We start from the raw sequence: 22162 nt of genomic DNA on the forward strand, positions 1-22162 counted from the left end.
GCCCGGAGACGCGGTCTCAGACGCCGTCCGGGCCTGAAGGGTGGCTCGGACGGCGACTGGACCGGGGCGGCCTCGGCGGAAGCCGGGCCGGGGGGGTCGGCGTCCGCCGAGGCCACCGGGGCCGGCGCGGCCCTGCCGCCTCGGCGGGTCCAGCCGGGTCCCGGCCGGCCCGGGCAGGAGTCATCCCAGGTCGGGCATCTCGTAGGCGTCGGCGATGAGCTCGTAGGAGCGGACGCGGGCGGCCTGGGTGTGGGCGTTGGCGGTGAGCATGAGTTCGTCCGCCCCGGTGCGCTTCTGGAGGTCGTCGAGGCCGGCGCGTACCTCGTCGGGGGTGCCGTGGACGACGTTGGAGAGCCAGTCCTCGATGAAGTCCTGCTCGACGGGGGAGAAGGAGTGCGCCTCGGCCTCCTCGGGCGTGGGCACCAGTCCGGGCGCGCCTCGGCGCAGCCGGACCATGTTGAGGGCCCCGGTGAGCACCTGCCGACGGGCCTCCTTCGGGTCGTCGGCGGCGAACGCGGAGACGCCGATCATGGCGTAGGGGGCGTCCAGCACGGCCGAGGGCCGGAAGGATTCGCGGTACAGGTCGAGCGCGGGGATGGTGTTACGGGCCGAGAAGTGGTGGGCGAAGGAGAACGGGAGGCCCATCATCCCGGCGAGGCGGGCGCTGAAGCCGGAGGAGCCGAGCAGCCAGATCTGCGGCCGGTGCGGGGACTGCACGCCGCCCGCGGTGGTGGACTGGACGGGCCCGGGCACGGCGTGGATGCGCCGGTACGGGTGGCCGTCGGGGAAGTCGTCGTCGAGGAAGCGGATCAGTTCGGCGAGTTGCTCGGGGAAGTCGTCGGCGCCCTCGTGCAGCCGGTCGGTACGGCGCAGGGCGGCGGCGGTGGCCCCGTCGGTGCCGGGGGCGCGGCCGAGCCCGAGGTCGACGCGGCCCGGGGCCAGCGCCTCCAGGGTGCCGAACTGCTCGGCGATGACCAGCGGCGCGTGGTTGGGGAGCATGACGCCGCCGGAGCCGAGGCGCACCCGCTCGGTGTGGGCGGCGAGGTGGGCGAGGATCACCGCCGGGGAGGAGGAGGCGACGCCGGGCATGGAGTGGTGTTCCGCCACCCAGTGGCGGGTGAAGCCCCGGCGGTCGGCGGTCCGGGCGATCCGGACCGCCGCGTGCAGGGCGTCCGTGGACGTCTGGCCCGCGCCCACGGTGGCCAGGTCCAGTACGGAGAGGGGGGTCGGGGCGGTGCCCTGGGCCTTTCCTCGGATGTCGTCCACCGGGGTGCCTCCTGTTGCTGGGGGTGTGAACCCCTCCTTAACGGGAGGGTGACTCCGTTTTATTCCCCACCCGCCCGCCCCTGGTGGGGCCACCGGCCCGCTCAGGAGACCACTTGGGGCTTCTGGAGGAAGAGGGTACCCAGGGCGGGCTCGCGGACCCGGCGCCCGGCCAGCCGCAGCGCCTCCCAGACCGTGACCTGGTTGGCGGTGAGCACGGGCTTGCCCAACTCCTCCTCCAGTTCGGTGACGTACGCGGCGGTGTGCAGGGCGGTGTCGGGCAGGAGGACCGCCTCGGCGTCGGGGTGGTCGCCCGAGCGGGCCAGCTCCCGGACCTCGTCCCAGCCCCAGGTGCCGACCTCGGCCGCGGTGATGATGCCGCTGGCCCTCTCCTGGACGACTTCGGTACCGGCGGCCTCGAGGAAGCCGGAGAAGCGGCCCGCGACGTCGTCGGGGTAGGTCGCCGCCACCGCCACCCGGCTCGCGCCGATCTCCTTGACGGCGTGGGCGAAGGCGAACGAGGTGCTGGAGGCGGGGAGCCCGGCGGCCTGCGCGAGCGTGCGGACCTGCTCGTGGGCGCCGTCCCAGCCGTAGACGAAGCTGCCGCTGGTGCAGGCCCAGACGACCGCCTCGGCGCCGGAGAGGCGCAGTTCCTCGACGCCCGCACCGAGCCGGGCCTCGGAGCCCATCTCCAGCAGGGCGTCGACACGGTGGGCGTCCTCGCCGATGTCGGTGTGGATGACGTGCAGCCGGACGCTGCCGCCCATCAGCACCTCGATGCGCGGGTAGTCGTCCTCGGCGGAGTGCCCCGGGTAGAGAAAGCCGAGCGCTGTCATGTGTGCCCTTTCCCTTTGTCGACGTTGCCGCTGGGACCTCTGGTCTCCCTCACGGGCTTACTGGCTCCGATTCCCGCACATCCGGCCGCCATGTCCCGCGAGCCCCGCCCCGGGGCGGTGGCTACCGGAGCGGGCTCTCCGGCAGGGCCGGCTCTTCGCTGCCGCCTCTGCGGGGTGCGGCCGGGCCCGGGGCCGTCGTGCCGAACTCGCTCACGCCGGGGCGGGCGGCCGGGTTGAGCAGCGCCTGGTACGGGCCGACGGCGCCGATGCCGAGGCGGCGCAGGGCGGACCAGACGGTCACCTGGTTGGCGGAGAGCACCGGGACGCGCAACTCCGCCTCCAGCTGGGGGATGACGTCGTAGGTGGGCAGGTTGGTGCAGCTGATGAACAGGGCGTCGACCGGCTTGCGGCGGACGGCGCGGTGGGCCATGGCGGAGACGTCCCGGTAGGGGACCTGCCAGATGTGGTGGGTGAGGCCGAGGTTGGCCCGTGCGGTGACCTCGATGCCGCCCCGGGCCAGGTACCGCTCCAGCGACCGGGTGACCGACCGCGTGTAGGGGGTGACCAGGGCGATCCGGCGGGCGCCGATCTCCGCCAGGGCTTCGAGCACCGCTCCGGAGGTGGTGACGGAGGGGACACCGCCGGCCTGGGTCATGGCCGCGCGCATGGCGTGCTCCCCGGCGTGGCCGCCGACGAAGCTGCCCGAGGTGCAGGCGTAGGCGAGGACCTGGGGCTCGGCGGCGCTGAGGGCGCGGACCGCCTCGTGGAGCGTGGCGTGTTCGCTGACCAGCCGGGCGAGGTCGAGGCTGACCTCGACGGGGACGTAGGGGGTGCGGGTGAGATGGAGCGAGACCTCGTCGGGTACCCATCGCCAGAGTTCCCGGTCGAGTGCGAAGTCGAAGGGTGCGACCACACCGACGCCGTGCTGAGGGTGCGGTCCGCCCAGAAAGGAGACGTCCATGAGCAGGCCCCAATTTTCGAAAGGGTGCTTGCGGAGACCGGCCGGAGCCGGGAGGGGTGCGGATGCCGGCGTGTGCGCCGGGACGTCGGGACAGAGCCTGAAGCGCGTGCTCGGCCGAGAACTCTCCGTGACATCGGCGATTCCCCGTGGCGAAGGGCTTCTGTTGACGACGGTAGGTTCGGGTGCCAGCGTGGTCAATCCACACGTCTCGGACAGCTTCGGACCGGTACCTACCACGGAAGCGGAAGCACGTTGCCCATGGGTTTCCCGCACGTATCCGACGAGGCGCTTCCGCCTCCCCCGTCACCGGGCCGGTCCGCCGGGCCCACCCTCCTGGTGCTCGACGCGGACCCGCCGCCACGGCTGGAATCCCTGGCCGGACGGGCCCGGGTCCTGCACGCGGACGCCTCCTCTCTGGCCTCGCTGCTGCCCGAGGCGGACGTTCTGCTGGTGTGGGACTTCCTCTCCGACGCGGTCCGCGAGGCATGGCCCGGGCCGGGCCCGCGGCCCGGCTGGGTGCACACCGCCAGTGCCGGCGCGGACCGGCTGATCTGCCCGGAGCTGGTCGCCTCGGACACCGTGGTGACCAACGCGCGGGGCGTCTTCGACCAGCCCATCGCCGAGTACGTGGCCGCGCTGGTACTGGCCTTCGCCAAGGATCTGCCGCGCACGCTGGAGCTGGGCGCGGCCCGCGAGTGGCGCCATCGGGAGACGCGGCGGGTGGCTGGAACTCGCGCCTGCGTCGTCGGTTCGGGCCCGATCGGCCGGGCCATCTCCCGGGTGCTGACGGCGCTCGGGGTGCACGTCTCGGTGGTCGGCCGCACGGCCCGTAACGGAATCCACGGGCAGGAGGAACTGGACGCGCTGCTCGCCGCCTCCGACTGGGTGGTCTGCGCGGCCCCGCTCACCGAGGAGACGCGCGGCCTCTTCGACGCCGGCCGGTTCGCCCGGATGAGGGAATCGGCGTACTTCGTGAACATCGGGCGCGGCGCGCACGTCGTCGAGGCCGACCTCGCCGGGGCGCTGGCGGCCGGGCGGATCGCGGGGGCGGCCCTCGACGTCTTCGCCACCGAGCCGCTGCCCGCGAGCAGCCCGCTGTGGGCGGCCCCGGGCCTGGTGGTCTCCCCGCACATGAGCGGCGACACCGTCGGCTGGCGCGACGACCTGGGCGAGCAGTTCCTGGAGCTGTACGCCCTGTGGGAGGCGGGCCGGCCGCTGCGGAACGTGGTCGACAAGGAGCGCGGGTATGTCCCCGGGCACTGACGGGGAGAGCTTGCGGGACGACGGCCGCCGCGCTCCGGGCCCACCCCCCGCGCGGCGGACGGCCGTACGGAACTGATCGGCTGCACCCGGTCCCCCGCGGGCCGGGCGAACCCCCAGGAGGGGCGGATGACCGACCGCATCGCACCGACCGACACCGAGGACCGCGCCGCCGCACCGCGCCCGGCCGCCCCCGAGCCCCGGATGCCCGCCCCCGGCGCGGGCGGCCGCCCCGCCCCGCCCACCGCCACCGCCCTGCTGGCCGCCTACCGGGCGGGCACCCTCAGCCCCGTGGAGGCCACCCGGGACGCGCTGGCCCGGATCGCGGCGACCGAGCCGTCGGTGAACGCCTTCGTCCGGGTGGACGAGGAGGCGGCTCTGGCGCGGGCCGAGGAGTCGGCGCGCCGGTGGGAGCGCGGGGAGCCGGCCGGGCTGCTGGACGGGGTGCCGGTGACGGTGAAGGACATCCTGCTCCAGCGCGGCGGGCCGACGTTCAAGGGGTCGCGGACGACCGGGCCGCACGGGCCGTGGGAGGAGGACGCCCCGTCGGTGGCGCGGCTGCGGGAACACGGCGCGGTCTTCCTCGGCAAGACGACGACTCCGGAGTTCGGCTGGAAGGGCGTGACCGACTCCCCGCTGAGCGGCGCGACCCGCAACCCGTACGACCCGGCGCTCACCTCCGGCGGCTCCAGCGGCGGCGGCGCGGCGGCGGTCGCCGTCGGCGCGGGCCCACTGGCGCTCGGCACGGACGGCGGCGGGTCGGTGCGCATCCCGGCCGCGTTCTGCGGGATCTTCGCCCTGAAGCCGACCTACGGGCGGGTGCCGCTGTACCCGGCGAGCGCCTTCGGGACGCTGGCGCACGTCGGCCCGATGACGCTGGACGCGCGGGACGCGGCGCTGATGATGGACGTGATCAGCGGCCAGGACGCACGTGACTGGTCGCAGTCGGGTCCGGTCGCCGAGAGCTTCCGGACCGGTCTGGACGAGGGGGTGCGCGGGCTGCGGGTGGCCTACTCCCCCACCTTCGGCGGGCAGGTCGCGGTCGACCCGGCGGTGGCGGCGGCGGTGCGGGCGGGAGTGGAGCGGCTGGCGGCGCTGGGCGCCTGGGTGAGCGAGGACGACCCGGACTTCACCGATCCGGTCGACGCCTTCCACACCCTGTGGTTCAGCGGGGCGGCGCGGGTGGTGCAGCCGCTGGGGCCCCGGGCGCGGGCGCGGCTCGACCCGGGTCTGCGGGAGGTCTGCGGGCAGGGCGAGCGGTACAGCGCGCTGGACTACCTGGCGGCGGTCGACACCCGCATGGAGCTGGGCCGCCGGATGGGCCGCTTCCACGAGCGGTACGACCTGCTGGTGACGCCGACGCTGCCGGTCACGGCCTTCGACGCGGGCCTGGAGGTGCCGAAGGGCTCGGGCCTCCGCCGGTGGACGGGGTGGACGCCCTTCACCTACCCGTTCAACCTCACCCAGCAGCCCGCCGCCTCCGTGCCGGTCGGCACCGACGCCCGGGGGCGGCCCGTCGGCCTCCAGATCGTCGGGCCCCGCCACGCCGACGCGCTGGTACTGCGGGCGGCGCACGCCTTGTACGCGGCGGGGGCCGCCGGGATCGCACCCCCCGCGCTCTGACCGGGCGTGCGCCCGCCGCGACGGGCGCACGCCCGGGGCCGCGTCCCCGGTAACGCCCCTGGGCCGGACGGTGTCCGGTCCCCGGGGGCGTGTGCGGGGGGCGCGCTCAGGCGCGGCGGAAGCTCAGGGACTCGCCGAGCGCCCCCGCGCGCCAGAGGTCGTTGCAGGCGGCGGCCATCTCGTCCAGGCCCTCCACGACCGTGCCCCAGACGATGCCGGGGATCCAGCCCATGTCGCCGTTGATGAGCAGGTTGTTGCGCTCGTAGAAGAGGGCGAGGTCGACCAGGGTCGCCCCGGCCCGCACATCCGCCCCGGTGGTGTCGTAGCCGTAGGCGCGGTTGCCGAGCTGGGTGCCGTTGAAGGTGAAGTAGCAGAGGTCCCCGGGGATGGGCGTGACCGTGGGGTTCTCCAGCGGCGGTTCCTGGGGGGCGAAGGGTTCGAAGAGGGCGTAGACCTCGTTGCGGGCGTACTTGGCGTGGTAGACGTCGCCGCTCAGCGGCAGCGCCTCCCACACCGCCGCGCAGGTGACCGGGGCCTTGTCGTCGAGGAGCCGTGCGGTGCACTGAACTCCCCGCTCGGGCAGGGAGATGTCGATGAAGCGTTCGGTCATGCACCCATGGTGCCCACTGGCTCCCGCCGGTACCTCCCACGACATGGGCGCAAATTCGTCCGCATACCTTGCGTGAGTTCGGGTAGCCGCGCGCCCATGGTTCCGAGTAGACGACGAGGCATACGACGAAGGTCGCTCCTCGCCGGCGCGGCCGTGCTGGGCACGGCCGGGGCGGTGGGTACGACGGGCTGTTCACGGGTGCCGGAGGGCAGCACGCTGGAGCGGCTCCGCTCCGCCGGCATGGTCCGCCTGGGCATCGCGGGGGAGGTGCCCTTCGGGTACATCGACGAGAGCGGCGAGTTCACCGGAGAGGCTCCGGAACTCGCCAAGGTGATCTTCAAACGCCTGGGAATAGCCAACGTCCAGCCGGTGGCGACCGAGTTCGGCTCGCTCATACCCGGCCTGGGCTCCCAGCAGTTCGACGTGGTGTCGGCCGGCATGTACATCAACGAGGAACGGTGCGGCCAGGTCCTTTTCGCGGACCCGGAGTACCAGATGCTGGACGCCTTCATCGTCCCCAAGGGCAACCCGAAGAACCTCAGGAACTACCAGGACGTGGTCGAGTCCAAGGCCAAGTTCGCCACGGGCGCCGGGTACGCCGAGATCGAGTACGCCGTGGAGGCGGGGGTCCCCGAGCGGGACATCGTGATCCTCCAGGACCAGGTCGCCGGTCTCAACGCCGTCGAGTCCGGCCGCGTCGACGTCTTCGCCGGGACGGCGCTGACCACCCGCACGGTGGTCGCCAAGAGCCGCAAGGCCGAGGTCACCGAGCCCTTCGCCCCGCTGGTCGGCGGCAAGGAGCGGATCGACGGCGGCGGCTTCGCCTTCCGCCTCGACGACGCCGAGCTGCGGGACGCGGTCAACAAGGAGCTGCACAAGATGAAGAAGAGCGGTGAGCTCCTCCGCATCCTGCGCCCCTTCGGGTTCACGAAGAACGAGATGACCACCATGACGGCGAAGGAGCTCTGCGCCGCATGACGACAGGTCTGTGGGAAAACTGGGTCCTTCCCGGTATCTGGGTCACCATCCAGCTGACGGTCTACAGTGCCGCCCTGGCCACCGTGGTGGCCTTCGGGATCGGCATGGCGCGCACGCACCGCTCGAAGTTCGTGCGCTTCCTGGCCGGCTTCTACACGGAGATCTTCCGGGGCACGTCGGCGCTGGTGCTGATGTTCTGGCTGTTCTTCGTGGTGCCGCCGCTCTTCGGCTGGCAGTTCGTGCCCATGTGGGCCGCCGTGCTGGCCCTCGGCCTCTCCTACGGCGCGTACGGCGCCGAGGTGGTGCGGGGCGCGCTCAACTCGGTCACCCCGGCTCAGCGCGAGGCGGGGGTCGCGCTCAGCTTCACGCCCTGGCAGCGGATGCGCCTGATCCTGCTGCCGCAGGCCGTGCCCGAGATGATTCCGCCCTTCAACAACCTGCTGATCGAGCTGCTCAAGGGCACCGCGATCGTCTCGCTGCTCGGCGTGGGTGACGTCTCCTTCGCCGCCTACCTGGTGCGGCTGGCCACCCAGGAGAGCGCGCAGATCTACACGATCTCGCTGCTCATCTACTTCGTCATCGCCTTCGTCCTGACCCGGGGCATGCGCGCCCTGGAGGCCAAGGCCAAGGCCGGCATCGGGCAGAAGCCGGAGAAGGGGCCGGGCCTCATGGCCAGACTGGGCCTTCGGCAGCAGACCGAGCTTTCCGACAAGCCCGGAGGTGCCGGCATATGAACTGGGACTGGTCCGCTGTCGCCGACTTCATGCCGCGCTTCTGGGACGGGGTGCTCGTCACCCTCCAGGCCACGGTGATCGGCTCGCTCATCTCCTTCAGCCTCGGGCTCGTCTGGGCCATCGCCTTCCGGGCGCCGACGCGGTTCGTCCGCTGGCCCGTCACGGTCGTCACCGAGTTCATCCGGAACACGCCGCTGCTGGTGCAGCTGTTCTTCCTCTTCTTCGTGCTGCCCGAGTGGGGTGTGCAGTTCTCCGCACTCACCACCGGCATCATCGCCATCGGCCTGCACTACTCGACGTACACCGCGCAGGTCTACCGCGCGGGCATCGACGCCGTGCCCGTCGGCCAGTGGGAGGCGGCGACCGCGCTGAGCCTGCCCGCCCGCCGCACCTGGACCGCGGTGATCCTGCCGCAGGCGATCCGCCGCGTCGTCCCGGCCCTCGGCAACTACGTCGTGTCGATGCTCAAGGACACGCCGCTGCTGGCCGGTATCGGCGTGCTGGAGATGCTCCAGCAGTCCCGCCTGGAGAGCGCCGCGACGTTCCAGTACACGGAACCGCTGACCGTCGTCGGCATCGCCTTCATCCTCATCGCCTACCCGGCGTCTCTTCTTCTGCGAGCCCTGGAGCGTCGTCTTGTCCGCTGACACCACCCCCAGCAACCAGGAAGCCAACCCCCCGGTGGACGGGAAGGAGCTGATCCGCTTCGACAAGGTCACCAAGCGGTTCGGCGGCAACACCGTCCTCGACGACCTGAGTTTCGGCGTCGACTCCGGCAAGCACGTCACCCTGATCGGCCCGTCCGGCTCGGGCAAGACCACGATCCTCAGACTCCTGATGACCCTGCTCAAGCCCGAGGAGGGCACCATCAGGGTCAACGGCGACTACCTCACGCACGAGGAGCGGGGCGGCAAGCTGGTCCCGGCCGGGGAGAAGCACATCCGCGAGGTGCGCAAGAACATCGGGATGGTGTTCCAGCAGTTCAACCTCTTCCCCAACATGAGGGTGCTGCGGAACATCACCGAGGCGCCCGTCACCGTGCTCGGCCTCTCCAAGGACGAGGCGGAGTCCCGCGCGCGTGACCTGCTGGAGCTGGTCGGCCTCACCGAGCACCTCGACAAGTACCCCTCGCAGCTCTCCGGCGGCCAGCAGCAGCGCGTCGCCATCGCCCGCGCACTGGCGATGCGGCCGCAGGTGCTGCTGCTGGACGAGGTCACCTCGGCGCTCGACCCGGAACTGGTCGCGGGCGTCCTCGACGTGCTGCGCGACATCGCGCGCAGCACCGACATCACGATGCTCTGCGTCACCCACGAGATGAACTTCGCCCGGGACATCTCGGACCAGGTCATGATGTTCGACGAGGGCCACATCATCGAGACCGGCACCGCCGAGAAGATCTTCGGCGACCCGGACCACACCCGGACCCGCGAGTTCCTCAGCGCGGTCCTCTGACCCTCGGTCCCACCGCGAAGGGCCGGTACGCCACCACGGCGCACCGGCCCTTCGCCGTGCGCCCCCGTGCGCTCACGGGTATGCCCCCGGCATGTGCCAGAGTGGCGCGTTCCTGACCAGCGGGACGGACAGTCGTCCAACACCCGGGCGCATGAGGGGGCTTGGCGGTTATCGTGACGATGAGCCCAGCGATCCACGTCCGGCCCATGCAGGGGGAAACCGTGGCACTGACGTACGAGTCCGCCGCCCCGTACCGCTCCGTACGCAGGGCGCTGCGCATCCTGGAGACCGTCTCCCGCCACTCCTCGGGCATCAGCGAGTCACGCATCGCCGCCGCCACCGGCCTGCCCCGCTCCGAGGTGGCCCCGCTGCTGCGGATGCTCCGCGCCGAGGAGTACGTCCGGCTGCTGCCCGAGGGCGGGTACGTCGCCGGGACCCCCGGCACGGAGCCCGCGGGGGCCGTGGTGCGCGGGCGGCTCCAGCGGCGCCTGGAGCGGCTGCGTGACACCATCGGGGCGGCCGTGTACGTCAGCCGGTACGTGGACGGGGAGATCCGGGTCACCGACGTCGCGGACGGGCCCGCGGCACCACGGGTCAACGAGTGGGTCGACTTCCGGTCGGCGGCGCACGCGAGCGCCGTCGGCAAGAGCCTGCTGAGCCAGCTCGACGTGAACGGGCGGCGGGACCACCTCGCGCGGCACCGGCCCGCGCGGCTGACCTCGCGGACGATCACCAGCGAGCGGGCGCTCTTCACCCGCCTGGAGGCGCACGTGCCGAGTGTGCCCGTGCTCGACCTCCAGGAGTACGCGGTGGGGACCGTCTGCGCGGCGGTGCCCCTGACCGCGGGCTCCTCCGCCAACTGCCTCGCGCTCTCCCTGCCGGTGGAACACGCCCACCGCCTCCACGACGCGGCCCTCGCCCTGAACCGCCACGCGGCTCCCGTCCTTCTGTCCCTGGCCCTGTGACCCGCGGCCGCCCCGGGTCAGGAGGGCTCCCGCTGCCCCCAGCCGAGGTCGGCGGAGAGCCAGTGTTCGGGCTGGAGGCTGAGGGTGAGGAGCCCGGCGGAGTCGGTGGCGGTCACGCCGCTGCCGGAGACGTAGTCGTCGACGCCCTCGGCGTCGAGGTAGCGGGACGCCTCGGTGACCATGTCGGCCACGGTCGTGGGGGTGGCGGCGACCACCGGCCCGTCCACGCTGACGTAGACGTACGTGGGCACCGTGCGCTGCACGAGGAGGCTGAAGCGCCCGGCGGCCGAGATGAGCCGCGCCTTGGCCGAGTCGGCTCCGGTGATCACCCGGACCTGGCCGCCGGGCTCGTACCAGTACCAGATCGGCACGGTCAGCGGCGCCCGGCCGTCGCCCCGCTCCACCGCCAGGGACGCCACGTGCCGGCCGGCGAGGAATTCCTCGCGCTCCTGTCGGTCGAGTGCCATGGGAAGGGTCCTTTCGTCGCGCCGCCCGCTGGGCCGTCCTCTGGGTTGATGCCAGGCAGGGGCCCCGGTCTCGCGCGCGGACGCCGCCTCTCCCCCGAACGGACGCGGCCGGGGCGGCCGCGCCCGGTGTGAGGCGGGCCACGGCCACGTGGTCGGGAGCACCGCGCGGACCAGGTATTATTTTCTCGTCAGCAGGCGCCGCTAGCTCAGTTGGTTAGAGCAGCTGACTCTTAATCAGCGGGTCCGGGGTTCGAGTCCCTGGCGGCGCACAGACAGACGGAAGCCCCTCGCGGAAGCGGGGGGCTTTTGCCGTCCCGGCCCCGGGCGGAGCGGGAGGACGGAACGCGGTGCGGCCCCGGAGAGGACCGTCTCCGGGGCCACACCCGATCCGCGGTCCGGCCTGCTCACGGGGCGCGGCCGGACGGCGGGTCCGGTGGCGGCGCGATGCCGCGCGGGTGGGGGGTCACCGCCGGGGTGCGGCGGTGCCGACTGCTGCGGAGCGTCGGATCAGAACTTGACGTCGGCGCAGGAGTAGAAGGCGTTACCGGTGTCGTGGACGTTCCAGACGGCCAGGATCACGTGCTTCCCGGACTTCTGGGTGGGCATGGTGCCCTGGTGGGACAGGGTGGCCGGCGGCTGCTGGCCGCCGTAGGGCAGCGTCAGGAAGGGCTGCGACTCCAGGGAGGCCCTGGTGAGCGGCTTGCTGGAGTCCCAGCCGTCCTTGGTGATGTAGTAGCGGAAGTCCGTGGTGGCGTGCCGGGCGGTGAACTGCCACCGGAAGGTGTAGCCCTGTCCGCCGGTGACCTGGGTGGCCGGCCAGTCGGACCCGTTCGGCGCCTTCGCGGCGTCGAGCTGCTTGAAGCCGGCGTTGCCGGCGGAGCAGAGCGCGCCGTCGGCGGGGCCGGCCGCCGGGAAGCCCTTCGGGCCCTCGACGCTCTGCGGCTCCCACTGGATCGAGCCACAGTTGCTGACGGTGCCGTTGGCACACAGCTTCGCCCGGCTGATGGGCTGGTCGACGTAGCCGTGGCTGCTGGCGCCGCCGGTGGCGAAGGCGAGCGCGCCGAGCGTGGCTGCGCCGACGACGGCCGCGTATGTCTTCTTGTTTCGCATGGTGCCGCTCCCTGGGGGACGTGGGGGAACTCCGGTGAGGCGTGCGCACTGCGGTCTAGACCAAAGCCGAGATTAGAGCGGCCACATCACCATGTCCATACCAATCGCGGAACTGGGACAGCGGCACCTCTGACGTGGTATTACCTTCCGGCCACCCCCTCCGGCGCCAGTGGTCTCTACCGCCGCGTCTCACCAGCCCCAGGAATAGGCGCAGGTCAACGGGGGCCTCTCGGAACCACCACGGCAGGCCGGGGGTACACAGGTACAGGGGCCGGTATCGAGCGTTTTCACCCGATCCGGCCCCTTGACGTGAACCGCTCCCCGACTTCCGCCGGCTTTCGCCCCAGGGCCGCCCCGCGTTCCGCCGGTGTTCGCGCGCGTCCGTCCGAGCAGCCGTACGCTCCCACTGACGTCCGCTCAGTTCCCGGCGGTCCACCCGGTGCAGAACGCCACGGTCAGGTCGCGCACCAGCGCCTTGCGCTCGTACCCGTCCAGCTCGACGAGGCCGCGCGCGGTCAGCCGCCGCACCGTCTCCTCCACCGCGTCGACCGCCTCGCCGAGCAGGGTGTCCCGGTGCAGTGCGTCGAGCGCGGCCAGCCGTCGGCGCCCCATCGCCGCCGCCACCTCGGGCGCGTACTCGATCCGCACCGGCTGCACCGCGAAGACCTCGAGACCGGCCACCGCCGCCGCCCCGGCCACCAGCCCGGTCAGCTCCTCGGCCACCGCCTCGGTGTGCCGCAGCGTCGGCACACCCGGCCGGAAGGCGTCCACCGGCCGCCGTGACACCACCCGGGCGAGCGCCGCCTCCGCGCACTCGCCGAGGTGGCGGGGCACGTCGTCCACGGCGTGCGCGGCCCGCGCGGTGTCGGTCACCCGCCACACCACGTGCAGCACGACGCGGACCGCCACGCCGTCGGCGTCCACCGCGGGCAGCGGCTCACTGCGCCAGTGCCGCAGCCGTACGTCCACCCGGCGGCGGGCCAGCAGCGGGTTCAGCCAGACCAGCCCGGTCCGGCGCACCGTCCCCCGGTACCGGCCGAAGCGGCCCTGCACCCAGGCCCACCCGGTCCTCCCCCGGGCCAGCCCGCCGAGCGACACCGCCGTCAGCGCCCCGGCCCCGGCGGCCAGCCCCCAGGCCGCCACTTCGCCGAGCTGCGCCCCGGCCGGGGGCAGCCACGCCACCGCCGGGAGCAGGCCGCCCCACCACAGGGCGGTCCCGGCGGTGGCCGCCCCGCCCGCCGCGACGGCCACCGCGAGGCCACCCGGCAAGGAGGGCGCGGGCCGTTCCGCCGGGACCGCCGCGTCCAGAGCGGGCGGGCAGTGCAGCGGTCCGCGATGCCCTGCGGCGTCCGGCCCGGCCGGCCGGGCGGCGCCCCGCGCCACCGCCGCGGTGTACCGCGCGCCGGGGTCCGGCCGCAGCGTGAACGGGTCGGGCGGGCGTCCGGGGGCCGCCCGCCCACCCTCCTCGGGCTCCTCACGGAAGAGCAGGTGGACGGGGATCTCCATGGTGTCCGCGTTACGGATGAGGCGGACGGCCCGCGACGGAGGCGGGGAGACCTCCGGGGTCTCGGTGGCGGCGACCGGGGCGGAGCCGACGGCCGACCCGGTGGCGGCCCCCGGTCCGGGCGCCGGCGGACCGGCGGGCGTGCCGGCGTCGGGGGGCGCGGGGCGCTCCGCCCCGGCGGGCGTGGCCGTGCCCGGGACCGCCGGGTCCGGGCCGGCCGCGGACGGGTCGGCGGGGCCGGGGAGCCCGGCGTGTGCCACCGGTTCCGCGAGGCCGCCGCGCTCCCGGCCGGTACCGCTGCTGGTGGTGCTCATCCGTGCCTCCGTCAAGAGAAGAGTCGCCGCCAGGTCTCGCGGCCCGGACATCCGTCGGCGTCCTTGCCCCGCCGTCCCCGCGCGCGCTGGAAGTCGGCGGTGCCGCGCCGGTCGGCCTCGGGCCGGCGCGGCCCGGGGCCCTGCCGGTGGTGGCGGCCGGAGCCCTCGGCGACCGGTCGCCACCCGGGCCGCTCGACCGCGGGACGGCTCTGCCCCGGCCGGAAGAGGGCGGCCCCCGGGTGGGCGGGCACGGTCCCGGACGGCGGCGGGCCGGGCGGGCGGGCCGCCTTCCCCGCCGCGACGCCCTCGCCGCTCCCGCCGGCCGGGTACGACCAGGTCACGGGCGCCGGCAGCCCGTCGGCCTGCGACCCTCTCCAGCCCTCGGGGCGCTGGAACGCCGGGGTCGCCCGACGGTCGGCCTCGGGCCGCCGCGGGCCGGGCCCGTCCTGGTGGGGCCGCCCGCCGCCGCGCGCCACCAGCCGCTGCCCGAGCCGGGTCACGTGGGCGTTCCGCGCGCCCGGTCCGGAAGAGTCGGCGCCCGGACGGGCGCGGACGGGCCCGCTCGGGTCCGTCCGGCCGCCGCCGGCCAGGCCGCGGTACCGGTACGGAAGAAACCGCGCGCTGTTCGTCCAGTAGGCGTACGGGGTGGCCTGCCGGCGGGTGGCGGGGCGGGTCTGCTCGTACGCCGTGTACCGGGTGCGGGCGCTGTCGGTCCAGCCGCCGAAAAGGGTGACGTGCGAGCCGCCCTCCGGGTTCTCGGCATTGTGGAAGAGGAGAATGTCGCCGGGCTGCAAATCGTCCTTGGTGATGCGTTCCGCGACGCTCGCGAGACTTCCCGTCCATTCACTCCGGCCCAGATTCCATGCCATCGAGACGAATCCCGAACAGTCCTGCCGGTAGCCGTCGGACCAGTACCCGTCCATGGCGTACGGGACCTTCGCACGGGTCCATTTCTCGGCCCGCTCGATGATCTCCGCCCGGGTGGTCGGCCTGGGCGCGGGCGGGCCGCCGAGCGGTGTGGCGGTCGGCCCGGGCGGGCCGTACAGCGGGGCGACCGCCCCCTGCGGGCTGCCCGGCGCGACCTCCGTGACCCGTGGTGGGGGGCCCTGCGACGGTGGCGGTTCGCCGGCGAGGGCGGGGGTGAGATGGGCGCAGGCGGCGGTGGCCGCGGCGGCCGCCAGCAACAGGGCGCGGCGTACCCCGCGCGCGCCGCGCCGCCTCTCCCGGCGTGCCGCCGGAGATTCCCCGCCGGAATGCCGGAAACGGACGCATCCGGTACAGCCGCATTCGATCCCCGGACGGAATTCCTCGGAAAAGGGAATCGCCGCGCGCTCTCCCGCGCGGGCGGTGATGAATTCGACGCACATCTGCACGGGCGTCAGTTTCTCAACTGGGGGCGAAGGGCGCATGTTGACGGTACGACGGACGGCGCCGGCGGGCGCCCGCCGAAAGGGTGCGGTGCCGGGCGCCTCGCCGCGTACGCGGAGCGGCTCGCCCCCGCCGACCGGCCCGCCACCCGGACCCGGTGACGCGGGTCACTCCCGGCCCCGCCGGGGCGGGTGCACCGACCACCCCTCGACGTCGGGTAGAGTTGCGCAGGTCAGCACGCGCCGCTAGCTCAGTTGGTTAGAGCAGCTGACTCTTAATCAGCGGGTCCGGGGTTCGAGTCCCTGGCGGCGCACAGACACGGAAGAGGCCCCCTGCTCCACAGGGGGCCTCTTCCGTTGTTCCCCCCGGGGGCGGGAGCCGGTCCCGCAGGGGCGTGCTCCCGCCCATGCGCGCCCCCACCCCGCCCTCGCGAGCCCCCGGTACGGGACCCTCTTGCGATCATGCGTGCGCGCGTAGAACCCTGACCTGGAGCCGCGGGCCCGGACGAGACGGGCGTCACAGGACACCGGGGGGACCGGACGGCCGCGCGGGGGAGGCGGGGAGGGGGCCCGTTCGAAAACAGGCGCGGCTGAGGGCATCATGCAACCGGAAGGCCGCCCGAACTGTCTGAGGTGAGGGACGCCGCGCCGCCCAGGCGCGGGCACGCCTCCCACTGACGCGTCCGCGAGGTCCAGGGGAGACCCTCGCCGGGCGAAGGACCGACGACCACGCGGGCGCGCCCGCGTGCGGGGGGAATGAGACATGACGTCGAGCCCGACGGGTGGGCGGAGCGAATCCGACCCGTCACAGACCACCCAGCTGCGGGCGGTGTCGCACCGCACGGGCGGCGCGCGACGCATCAAGAAGACGCTGCCGCGCTACGACTACGAGCACTACAGCCGGCTCGCCGGCCCGCTCACGCAGCCGGACCCGTCCAAGCCGTACAAGGTCCGCTACCGCTCGCTCCTCTCCGAGGAGCCCCACCGCATCCGCGCGGCCGCCCTGCTCTGCGCCGCTCCCCTGCTCTCGCTCACCCTCTTCGTCTGGCTGATGCAGCCCGAGCACTGGACCGAGCGGGACTACCCGGCGTACGACTTCCTGCCCGCGCTGGACACGGTCATGCTCGTCTCGATCGGACTGATCGAGTTCTTCCGCTGCATGAACGTGATATCCAACGCGCACGCCACCCTCGTCGCCCGCGATCCGATACCCGTGGTGCCCGAGACGGGCACCAAGGTCGCCTTCCTCACCTCGTTCGTGCCCGGCAAGGAGCCGATCGAGATGGTGACGAAGACCCTGGAGGCGGCGGTCAAGCTGCGCCACCGGGGGCTGCTCCACATCTGGCTGCTGGACGAGGGGAACGACCCCGAGGTCCGCGAGGTCTGCGCGCGGCTCGGCGTCCACCACTTCTCCCGCAAGGGCGTGGCCCGCTGGAACCAGGCGAAGGGCCCGCACCGCGCCAGGACCAAGCACGGCAACTACAACGCCTGGCTCGACGCGCACGGCGACGACTACGACTTCTTCGCCTCCGTCGACACCGACCACGTGCCGCTCCCCAACTACCTGGAGCGGATGCTCGGCTTCTTCCGCGACCCGGACGTCGGCTTCGTCATCGGCCCGCAGGTCTACGGCAACTACGACACCTTCGTCACCAAGGCCGCCGAGTCGCAGCAGTTCCTCTTCCACGCGCTGATCCAGCGGGCGGGCAACCGCTACGGCGCGCCGATGTTCGTCGGCACCTCCAACGCGGTCCGCATCAAGGCCCTGAAGCAGATCGGCGGCCTGTACGACTCGATCACCGAGGACATGGCGACCGGGTTCGAGATGCACCGCGCCAAGAACCCGGCGACGGGCAGGAAATGGCGTTCCGTCTACACGCCGGACGTACTGGCCGTCGGTGAGGGCCCGACCGCCTGGACCGACTTCTTCACCCAGCAGCTGCGCTGGTCGCGCGGGACGTACGAGACGATCCTCAAGCAGTACTGGAAGGGCTTCTACTCGCTGCCGCCGACGAAGCTCTTCAACTACACGATGATGATCGTCTTCTATCCGATGTCGGCACTGAACTGGATCCTGGCCGCGCTCTCCTGCGCCCTCTTCCTCGGCCTCGGCGCCTCCGGCGTCAACATCGACCCGACGATCTGGCTGATGCTCTACGGCAACGCCTCCGCGCTCCAGATCGGCCTGTACATCTGGAACCGCCGCCACAACGTCTCCCCGCACGAGCCGGAGGGCTCCGGCGGCGTGGCGGGGATGGCGATGTCGGCGATGTCGGCGCCGCTGTACGCCCGCTCGCTGATGGACTCGGTGCTGCGCCGCAAGAGCAGGTTCGTGGTGACGCCCAAGGGCGACTCCTCCAGCCCGGACACGCTCTTCGGCACCTTCCGCATCCACCTCTTCTTCATCCTCGTCTTCGGTGCCTCGGTGGCGGTGTCGTTCTTCTTCGGCAACAACCACCCCGCCATGATCGTCTGGGCCACGCTCGCCCTGCTGATCACGGCCGCGCCGATCGCCGTCTGGCGCCTGTCGATGCGCCAGGAGCGCAGGAGCAGGGCCGCGCACGCGGCGGGCCGCCCCCTGCCCACCGCTCCGGGGCCGGACGCCGGACCACTCCCGCCGGAGCCGGACGGCCGGCCGCCGGACCACGGCCCGGCCGGGCCCGCCTGGGCCGCGAACGACCAGACGATGCAGACAGCCCTCGGGGGACGTAAGAAATGACCGACCGCTTCACCAGCCGCCGCCGGGCCCGCCGTCTCGCCATCGGCGGTGCCGTGGTCCTGGCCGTCGCGGGCATGAACGGGCCCGCGCTGTACCGTTTCGGCTCCGCCCAGTACCACGAGTACAAGATCAACCGGCCGGAGTACAAGGCGGAGAACGGGCACTGGGACTTCGTCGACATGCCGGCGAAGTACCGGCTCAACACCATCCACGCGGCGCTGCTGCACACCGGGAAGGTGCTGCTGGTCGCCGGCTCCGGCAACAACCAGGCCAACTTCGACGCGAAGAAGTTCGACACCGTCCTGTGGGACCCGGCCGAGAACACCTTCAAGAACATCCACACCCCCAACGACCTCTTCTGCACCGGCCACACCCAACTCGGCGACGGCAAACTGCTGGTGGCCGGCGGCACGAAGCGGTACGAGAAGCTGAAGGGCGACGTCACCAAGGCCGGCGGCCTGATGGTGGTGCACAACGAGGACCCGGACGCGCCGAAGACCATCAAGGCCGGGACCAAGTTCACCGGCAAGGAGAACGGCCGGACGTTCGTCGCCAAGGACAACATCACCGTCGAACGCGCCGAGAAGGTCTTCGACAAGGAGACCGGCGCCTTCCTGCGGACCGAGGCGGGCCTCGGCCGGGTCTACGTCGAGGCGGAGCGCAGCGGCCGCGAGTACGAGACCGGCACCGAGGACAACTACCGCATCCAGGGCCTCAAGGGCTCCGACACCCGCAACCTGTACGGCATCGCACAGAAGCTCGCCCTGGACAAGAAGGACTTCCAGGGCATCAAGGACGCCTACGAGTTCGACCCGGTCGCGGAGAAGTACATACCCGTCGACCCGATGAACGAGGCCCGCTGGTACCCGACCCTCACCACGCTCTCCGACGGGAAGGTCCTCAGCCTCTCCGGCCTGGACGAGATCGGCCAGATCGTCCCGGGCAAGAACGAGGTCTACGACCCCGAGACCAAGAAGTGGACGTACACCGAGGGCGTCCGGCAACTGCCGACCTACCCGGCGGTCTTCCTGCTCCCCGACGGCCAGCTCTTCTACTCCGGCTCCAACGCGGGCTACGGCCCGGCGGACGTCGGCCGCGACCCGGGCATCTGGAACTTCGAGACCAACAAGTTCCGCAAGCTGCCGGGGCTCAGCGACCCGAAGCTGATGGAGACCTCCGCGACGGTGCTGCTGCCGCCCGCGCAGGACGAGCGGTTCATGGTGGTCGGCGGCGGCGGGGTCGGTGAGTCCGAGCGGTCCAGCGAGAAGACCCGGATCATCGACCTGAAGGACGACACCCCGCGCTTCACCGACGGGCCGTCCCTCGACAAGGGCACCCGCTACCCGCAGACCTCGGTCCTCCCCGACGACAGCGTGCTGATCACCGGCGGCTCCGAGGACTACCGGGGCCGCGGGGACTCCGACATCAAGGAGGCCCGGCTGTACGACACCGAGGCGAACACCCTGCGCCGGGTGGCCGACCCGGCGGTGGGCCGCAACTACCACTCCGGGTCGATCCTGCTGCCCGACGGCCGCGTCGTGATCTTCGGCTCGGACCCGCTCTACGCGGACGAGGGCAACACCAAGCCGGGCACCTTCGACCAGCGCATCGAGATCTACACGCCGCCGTACCTCTACAAGGACGCCCGGCCGACGCTGAGCGGCGGCCCGAAGGAGATGGCCCGGGGCGAGAGCGCCGTCTTCGACTCGCTGCAGGCCGCCTCCATCAAGGAGGCCCGGCTCATCCGGCCGAGCGCCTCCACCCACGTCACCGACGTGGACCAGCGCTCGATCGCGCTGGACATGGAGAAGACGGACGACGGCATCGAGGTGACGATCCCGAAGAACCGCAACCTCGTCCAGGACGGCTGGTACATGCTCTTCGCCGTGGACGACGCGGGGACGCCCTCGAAGGCGGTCTGGGTGCACATCGACAGCTGACACCCGACTCGGCCCGCGCATGAGGAAGGGCGCCCCCACCGTGGTGGGGGCGCCCTTCCTCATGGGTGCCGGCGCCGGCCGGCCGGCGCTACTTCGCCGCCTTCGCCAGCCCCAGCGCGTACTCGGGCCACCACTGCCCGGCCTTCGGACCGCCCTTGCACTCGCCGTCGGACTCGCCGGGGCGCTTGATCCACAGGTAGGCGTCGACCAGGTCGTCGCCGGTCCTGGTGGTGGGGGCCTCGCCGAGGGCGCGGCCGGGCGGGTTGCACCAGCGCTCGGCCGGGTCGCCGTCGGTGAAGGGGCCGTTGCCGTTGCGGCTCGTGTCCACCACGAAGGGCTTGTCCGCCACCTTGGCGGAGAGCTCCTTGCCGTAGGCGACGGAGTCCTCGGTGGAGTAGAAGTTGGAGACGTTGACCGAGAAGCCGTCGGCCTCGGCGACGCCCGCCCAGGTCAGCGGCTCGAAGATCTGGTCGGGCTTGCCCCAGCCGGCGTTGCCCGCGTCGAGGTAGACCTTGGTGTCGGGCAGCGCCTTGAGGGTCTTGATCGCCCCCTTGAGCAGGTCGTACCGCTCCTCGTGGAACTGCTCCGGCGTGCAGCCGTCGACCAGGTGGAGGACGGCGTCCGGTTCGAGGATGACGGTGGCGGGGCGGTCGCCGATGCCCTTGGCGACCGAGTCGACGAAGGCGCGGTACGCGTCGCCGTCGGCGGCGCCGCCGCCCGAGTAGTTGCCGCAGTCGCGGTGCGGGATGTTGTAGAGGACCAGCAGTGCCTCGCGGTCGGCGGCCTTGGCGGCCTCGGTGAAGCCGCGCGCCTCCTCCTCGGGCTTCTCCGTGCCCAGCCAGTCGGCGACGGGCTGCTCCGCGATACGGCGGACCAGCGCGGCCTCGTCCTTCCTGCCGTCGTCCTCGTAGGTGGCGACCTGCCGGGCCGCGTTGCCGTCCGGGTTGACCCAGTACGGGTCCTCGCCCTTGGGCTGCTGGCTCACGCCGGGCTTCGCCTCGGGCTCCTCGCCGGAGGAACCGGAACAGCCGGACAGCAGCAGCGCCGCCCCCACGGCCACCGCTCCCGCCCCCCGGCGCCGGAACCCTCGGCCGCGGCCGGTGTCTTTGCCGTACATCCACTCCCCCTCGGGTGCACCGTCGTGCGGCAATCCTGACATAGCCGGGCGGCGCGGTGGCCGTGTCCCGGGGCGGGGAGACGGCCACCGTGCCGACGGGAGCACCGCGCGGTTCAGGGGGCCATCGCCATGGAGGGCAGCAGGGCCTCGCCGCTCCCGGCGCGGCGCACCCCGGCCGGGGGCGGGACGGCCGCCTCCGTGAGGGGCCCGGTGCCGGCCGTCTCGGCGCGGGCGGCCCGCGCGGTGCGGCCCTCGGCCGCGTTCCCGGCCTCGGCCTCGTCGGCGGTGGCGGTGCCGGTGAGGTAGGCCGAGACGACGACGTTGGCGGTGTAGGTGTTGCGGGCCTTGTCGAAGGTGCCGCCGCAGGTGATCAGGCGCAGCTCCGCGCGCCCCTCCTGCCGCGGGGCGTACGCCTTCTGCGCGTCGAACCCCTCGCGCTCCAGCACCTGGACGTCCTCGACGGTGAACTCGGCGATCGTGCCGTCCTCCCGTGCCACCCGGACACGGGCGCCGGGTTCGGTGGCGCTCAGGGTGTAGAAGACGGCGGGCCGGGTGCGGGTGTCGACGTGGCCGACGAGCAGGGCCGCGCCCTCCTCGCCGGGCTGGGGCCCGGAGTCGTACCAGCCCACGGTGTCCGGGGTGTCGAACGACGGCGGGGCGACGGCTCCCCTCTCGTCGAGGCCGCGCGAGACGACCTCGGCCGAGGAGACGCCGACGGACGGGACGTCGACCCGCACCGGGGGCGAGGCGGGCAGCGGGTCGTGGGCGGGCGGCAGGTCGGCGCCGGCCGCGCCGCCCACCGCCGAGGACCGCCCGCTGCCCGTGCCCGGCGGCGGCGAGCCGTCGGAGACCTCGCGCCCCCAGATCCACAGGCCGAGCAGCAGCACGGCCCACGCCGCGGTGGTGATCAGCCTGCTGTGCGCGCGCTTGCCTTCGGCCATG

18 protein-coding genes, 2 tRNA genes and 1 pseudogene are annotated in these 22162 nt (G+C 72.9%); 11 read left to right on the top strand and 10 right to left on the bottom strand.

What is annotated here, in order from left to right; translation table 11 throughout:
* Positions 1 to 180: 180 nt before the first annotated feature.
* The 3 genes from Sdia_RS27090 to Sdia_RS27100 form a co-directional block, all read right to left on the bottom strand.
* Entirely contained in the window at positions 181 to 1266 is a 1086-nt protein-coding gene (locus Sdia_RS27090; protein ID WP_100454483.1) for an LLM class flavin-dependent oxidoreductase, read from the bottom strand.
* Between the two features lie 101 nt (positions 1267 to 1367).
* On the bottom strand, positions 1368 to 2099 hold the full coding sequence (locus Sdia_RS27095) for a maleate cis-trans isomerase family protein (RefSeq protein WP_100454482.1): 732 nt from the start codon (positions 2097 to 2099) through the stop codon (positions 1368 to 1370).
* A 121-nt stretch (positions 2100 to 2220) separates the two neighbouring features.
* Positions 2221 to 3060, bottom strand: coding sequence for a maleate cis-trans isomerase family protein (locus Sdia_RS27100; protein ID WP_100454479.1), 840 nt, complete (start codon positions 3058 to 3060; stop codon positions 2221 to 2223).
* A gap of 258 nt (positions 3061 to 3318) precedes the next feature.
* On the opposite strand from Sdia_RS27100, the gene Sdia_RS27105 reads away from it, so the two are divergent.
* The gene (locus Sdia_RS27105) at positions 3319 to 4323 is read left to right on the top strand and encodes a D-2-hydroxyacid dehydrogenase (protein ID WP_100454477.1); all 1005 of its coding nucleotides are present in this window, start codon (positions 3319 to 3321) and stop codon (positions 4321 to 4323) included.
* A gap of 126 nt (positions 4324 to 4449) precedes the next feature.
* On the top strand, positions 4450 to 5943 hold the full coding sequence (locus tag Sdia_RS27110; RefSeq protein WP_100454474.1) for an amidase: 1494 nt from the start codon (positions 4450 to 4452) through the stop codon (positions 5941 to 5943).
* Positions 5944 to 6049: 106 nt separating this feature from the next.
* Here Sdia_RS27110 and Sdia_RS27115 read toward each other — a convergent pair whose 3' ends face one another.
* The gene (locus Sdia_RS27115; RefSeq protein ID WP_100454472.1) at positions 6050 to 6553 is read right to left on the bottom strand and encodes a DUF3830 family protein; all 504 of its coding nucleotides are present in this window, start codon (positions 6551 to 6553) and stop codon (positions 6050 to 6052) included.
* A 96-nt stretch (positions 6554 to 6649) separates the two neighbouring features.
* Here Sdia_RS27115 and ehuB point away from each other — a divergent pair, with 96 nt between their 5' ends.
* From ehuB to Sdia_RS27140, 5 genes are all read left to right on the top strand, one after another.
* Complete coding sequence (gene ehuB / locus Sdia_RS27120) at positions 6650 to 7531, top strand: ectoine/hydroxyectoine ABC transporter substrate-binding protein EhuB (protein WP_100454470.1); 882 nt, start codon at positions 6650 to 6652, stop codon at positions 7529 to 7531.
* Complete coding sequence (ehuC, locus tag Sdia_RS27125; RefSeq protein WP_100454468.1) at positions 7528 to 8265, top strand: ectoine/hydroxyectoine ABC transporter permease subunit EhuC; 738 nt, start codon at positions 7528 to 7530, stop codon at positions 8263 to 8265. The genes ehuB and ehuC overlap by 4 nt, the downstream gene beginning before the upstream one ends.
* Positions 8262 to 8912 (top strand): ectoine/hydroxyectoine ABC transporter permease subunit EhuD, encoded by a 651-nt coding sequence (gene ehuD, locus Sdia_RS27130; RefSeq protein ID WP_100454466.1) that lies wholly within the window; start codon positions 8262 to 8264, stop codon positions 8910 to 8912. Before ehuC ends, ehuD begins: the two co-directional genes overlap by 4 nt.
* Positions 8902 to 9717, top strand: a complete 816-nt coding sequence (gene ehuA / locus Sdia_RS27135; RefSeq protein WP_100454465.1) for an ectoine/hydroxyectoine ABC transporter ATP-binding protein EhuA — start codon at positions 8902 to 8904, stop codon at positions 9715 to 9717. The genes ehuD and ehuA overlap by 11 nt, the downstream gene beginning before the upstream one ends.
* Positions 9718 to 9938: 221 nt before the next feature.
* Positions 9939 to 10682 (top strand): IclR family transcriptional regulator domain-containing protein, encoded by a 744-nt coding sequence (locus tag Sdia_RS27140; protein ID WP_100455111.1) that lies wholly within the window; start codon positions 9939 to 9941, stop codon positions 10680 to 10682.
* A gap of 17 nt (positions 10683 to 10699) precedes the next feature.
* Here Sdia_RS27140 and Sdia_RS27145 read toward each other — a convergent pair whose 3' ends face one another.
* Complete coding sequence (locus Sdia_RS27145) at positions 10700 to 11149, bottom strand: pyridoxamine 5'-phosphate oxidase family protein (protein WP_100454463.1); 450 nt, start codon at positions 11147 to 11149, stop codon at positions 10700 to 10702.
* Between the two features lie 195 nt (positions 11150 to 11344).
* Between Sdia_RS27145 and Sdia_RS27150 the strand changes: the two genes are divergently transcribed.
* A tRNA-Lys gene (locus tag Sdia_RS27150) sits at positions 11345 to 11418 on the top strand.
* A 238-nt stretch (positions 11419 to 11656) separates the two neighbouring features.
* Here Sdia_RS27150 and Sdia_RS27155 read toward each other — a convergent pair.
* The 3 genes from Sdia_RS27155 to Sdia_RS27165 all read right to left on the bottom strand — a co-directional run bounded on the left by Sdia_RS27155 (position 11657) and on the right by Sdia_RS27165 (position 15261).
* Entirely contained in the window at positions 11657 to 12259 is a 603-nt protein-coding gene (locus Sdia_RS27155; RefSeq protein WP_100454461.1) for a lytic polysaccharide monooxygenase auxiliary activity family 9 protein, read from the bottom strand.
* A 417-nt stretch (positions 12260 to 12676) separates the two neighbouring features.
* On the bottom strand, positions 12677 to 14077 hold the full coding sequence (locus tag Sdia_RS27160; RefSeq protein WP_115067964.1) for an SPFH domain-containing protein: 1401 nt from the start codon (positions 14075 to 14077) through the stop codon (positions 12677 to 12679).
* Positions 14078 to 14088: 11 nt separating this feature from the next.
* Positions 14089 to 15261 (bottom strand): peptidoglycan-binding protein, encoded by a 1173-nt coding sequence (locus tag Sdia_RS27165; RefSeq protein ID WP_308435867.1) that lies wholly within the window; start codon positions 15259 to 15261, stop codon positions 14089 to 14091.
* Positions 15262 to 15684: 423 nt separating this feature from the next.
* Here Sdia_RS27165 and Sdia_RS27170 point away from each other — a divergent pair.
* The 3 genes from Sdia_RS27170 to glxA all read left to right on the top strand — a co-directional run bounded on the left by Sdia_RS27170 (position 15685) and on the right by glxA (position 20103).
* A tRNA-Lys gene (locus Sdia_RS27170) sits at positions 15685 to 15758 on the top strand.
* 449 nt (positions 15759 to 16207) lie between these two features.
* Positions 16208 to 18163, top strand: coding sequence for a glycosyltransferase family 2 protein (locus Sdia_RS27175; RefSeq protein ID WP_189499809.1), 1956 nt, complete (start codon positions 16208 to 16210; stop codon positions 18161 to 18163).
* Entirely contained in the window at positions 18160 to 20103 is a 1944-nt protein-coding gene (glxA, locus tag Sdia_RS27180; protein WP_100454453.1) for a radical copper oxidase GlxA, read from the top strand. The genes Sdia_RS27175 and glxA overlap by 4 nt, the downstream gene beginning before the upstream one ends.
* Before the next feature lie 88 nt (positions 20104 to 20191).
* Here glxA and Sdia_RS27185 read toward each other — a convergent pair whose 3' ends face one another.
* A complete protein-coding gene (locus tag Sdia_RS27185; protein WP_100454451.1) occupies positions 20192 to 21220 on the bottom strand; it encodes a glycoside hydrolase family 6 protein in 1029 nt (342 codons plus the stop codon).
* Positions 21221 to 21501: 281 nt separating this feature from the next.
* Positions 21502 to 22161 (bottom strand): annotated as a pseudogene (locus Sdia_RS27190) (class F sortase); the annotation flags it as partial.
* Position 22162 lies beyond the last annotated feature (1 nt).

Origin of the sequence: Streptomyces diastaticus subsp. diastaticus (assembly GCF_011170125.1) — a bacterium.
Lineage (GTDB): Bacteria > Actinomycetota > Actinomycetes > Streptomycetales > Streptomycetaceae > Streptomyces > Streptomyces diastaticus.

What these genes read in the sequence shown, in the direction of transcription:
- ehuB (WP_100454470.1), top strand. Translation starts at nt 6,650, where the DNA reads ATGGTTCCGAGTAGACGACGAGGCATACGACGAAGGTCGCTCCTCGCC.
- Sdia_RS27110 (WP_100454474.1), top strand. Translation starts at nt 4,450, where the DNA reads ATGACCGACCGCATCGCACCGACCGACACCGAGGACCGCGCCGCCGCA.
- Sdia_RS27105 (WP_100454477.1), top strand. Translation starts at nt 3,319, where the DNA reads ATGGGTTTCCCGCACGTATCCGACGAGGCGCTTCCGCCTCCCCCGTCA.
- Sdia_RS27095 (WP_100454482.1), bottom strand. Translation starts at nt 2,099, where the DNA reads ATGACAGCGCTCGGCTTTCTCTACCCGGGGCACTCCGCCGAGGACGAC.
- Sdia_RS27100 (WP_100454479.1), bottom strand. Translation starts at nt 3,060, where the DNA reads ATGGACGTCTCCTTTCTGGGCGGACCGCACCCTCAGCACGGCGTCGGT.
- Sdia_RS27175 (WP_189499809.1), top strand. Translation starts at nt 16,208, where the DNA reads ATGACGTCGAGCCCGACGGGTGGGCGGAGCGAATCCGACCCGTCACAG.
- Sdia_RS27115 (WP_100454472.1), bottom strand. Translation starts at nt 6,553, where the DNA reads ATGACCGAACGCTTCATCGACATCTCCCTGCCCGAGCGGGGAGTTCAG.
- Sdia_RS27160 (WP_115067964.1), bottom strand. Translation starts at nt 14,077, where the DNA reads ATGAGCACCACCAGCAGCGGTACCGGCCGGGAGCGCGGCGGCCTCGCG.
- Sdia_RS27185 (WP_100454451.1), bottom strand. Translation starts at nt 21,220, where the DNA reads ATGTACGGCAAAGACACCGGCCGCGGCCGAGGGTTCCGGCGCCGGGGG.
- Sdia_RS27155 (WP_100454461.1), bottom strand. Translation starts at nt 12,259, where the DNA reads ATGCGAAACAAGAAGACATACGCGGCCGTCGTCGGCGCAGCCACGCTC.
- glxA (WP_100454453.1), top strand. Translation starts at nt 18,160, where the DNA reads ATGACCGACCGCTTCACCAGCCGCCGCCGGGCCCGCCGTCTCGCCATC.
- ehuD (WP_100454466.1), top strand. Translation starts at nt 8,262, where the DNA reads ATGAACTGGGACTGGTCCGCTGTCGCCGACTTCATGCCGCGCTTCTGG.
- Sdia_RS27145 (WP_100454463.1), bottom strand. Translation starts at nt 11,149, where the DNA reads ATGGCACTCGACCGACAGGAGCGCGAGGAATTCCTCGCCGGCCGGCAC.
- ehuC (WP_100454468.1), top strand. Translation starts at nt 7,528, where the DNA reads ATGACGACAGGTCTGTGGGAAAACTGGGTCCTTCCCGGTATCTGGGTC.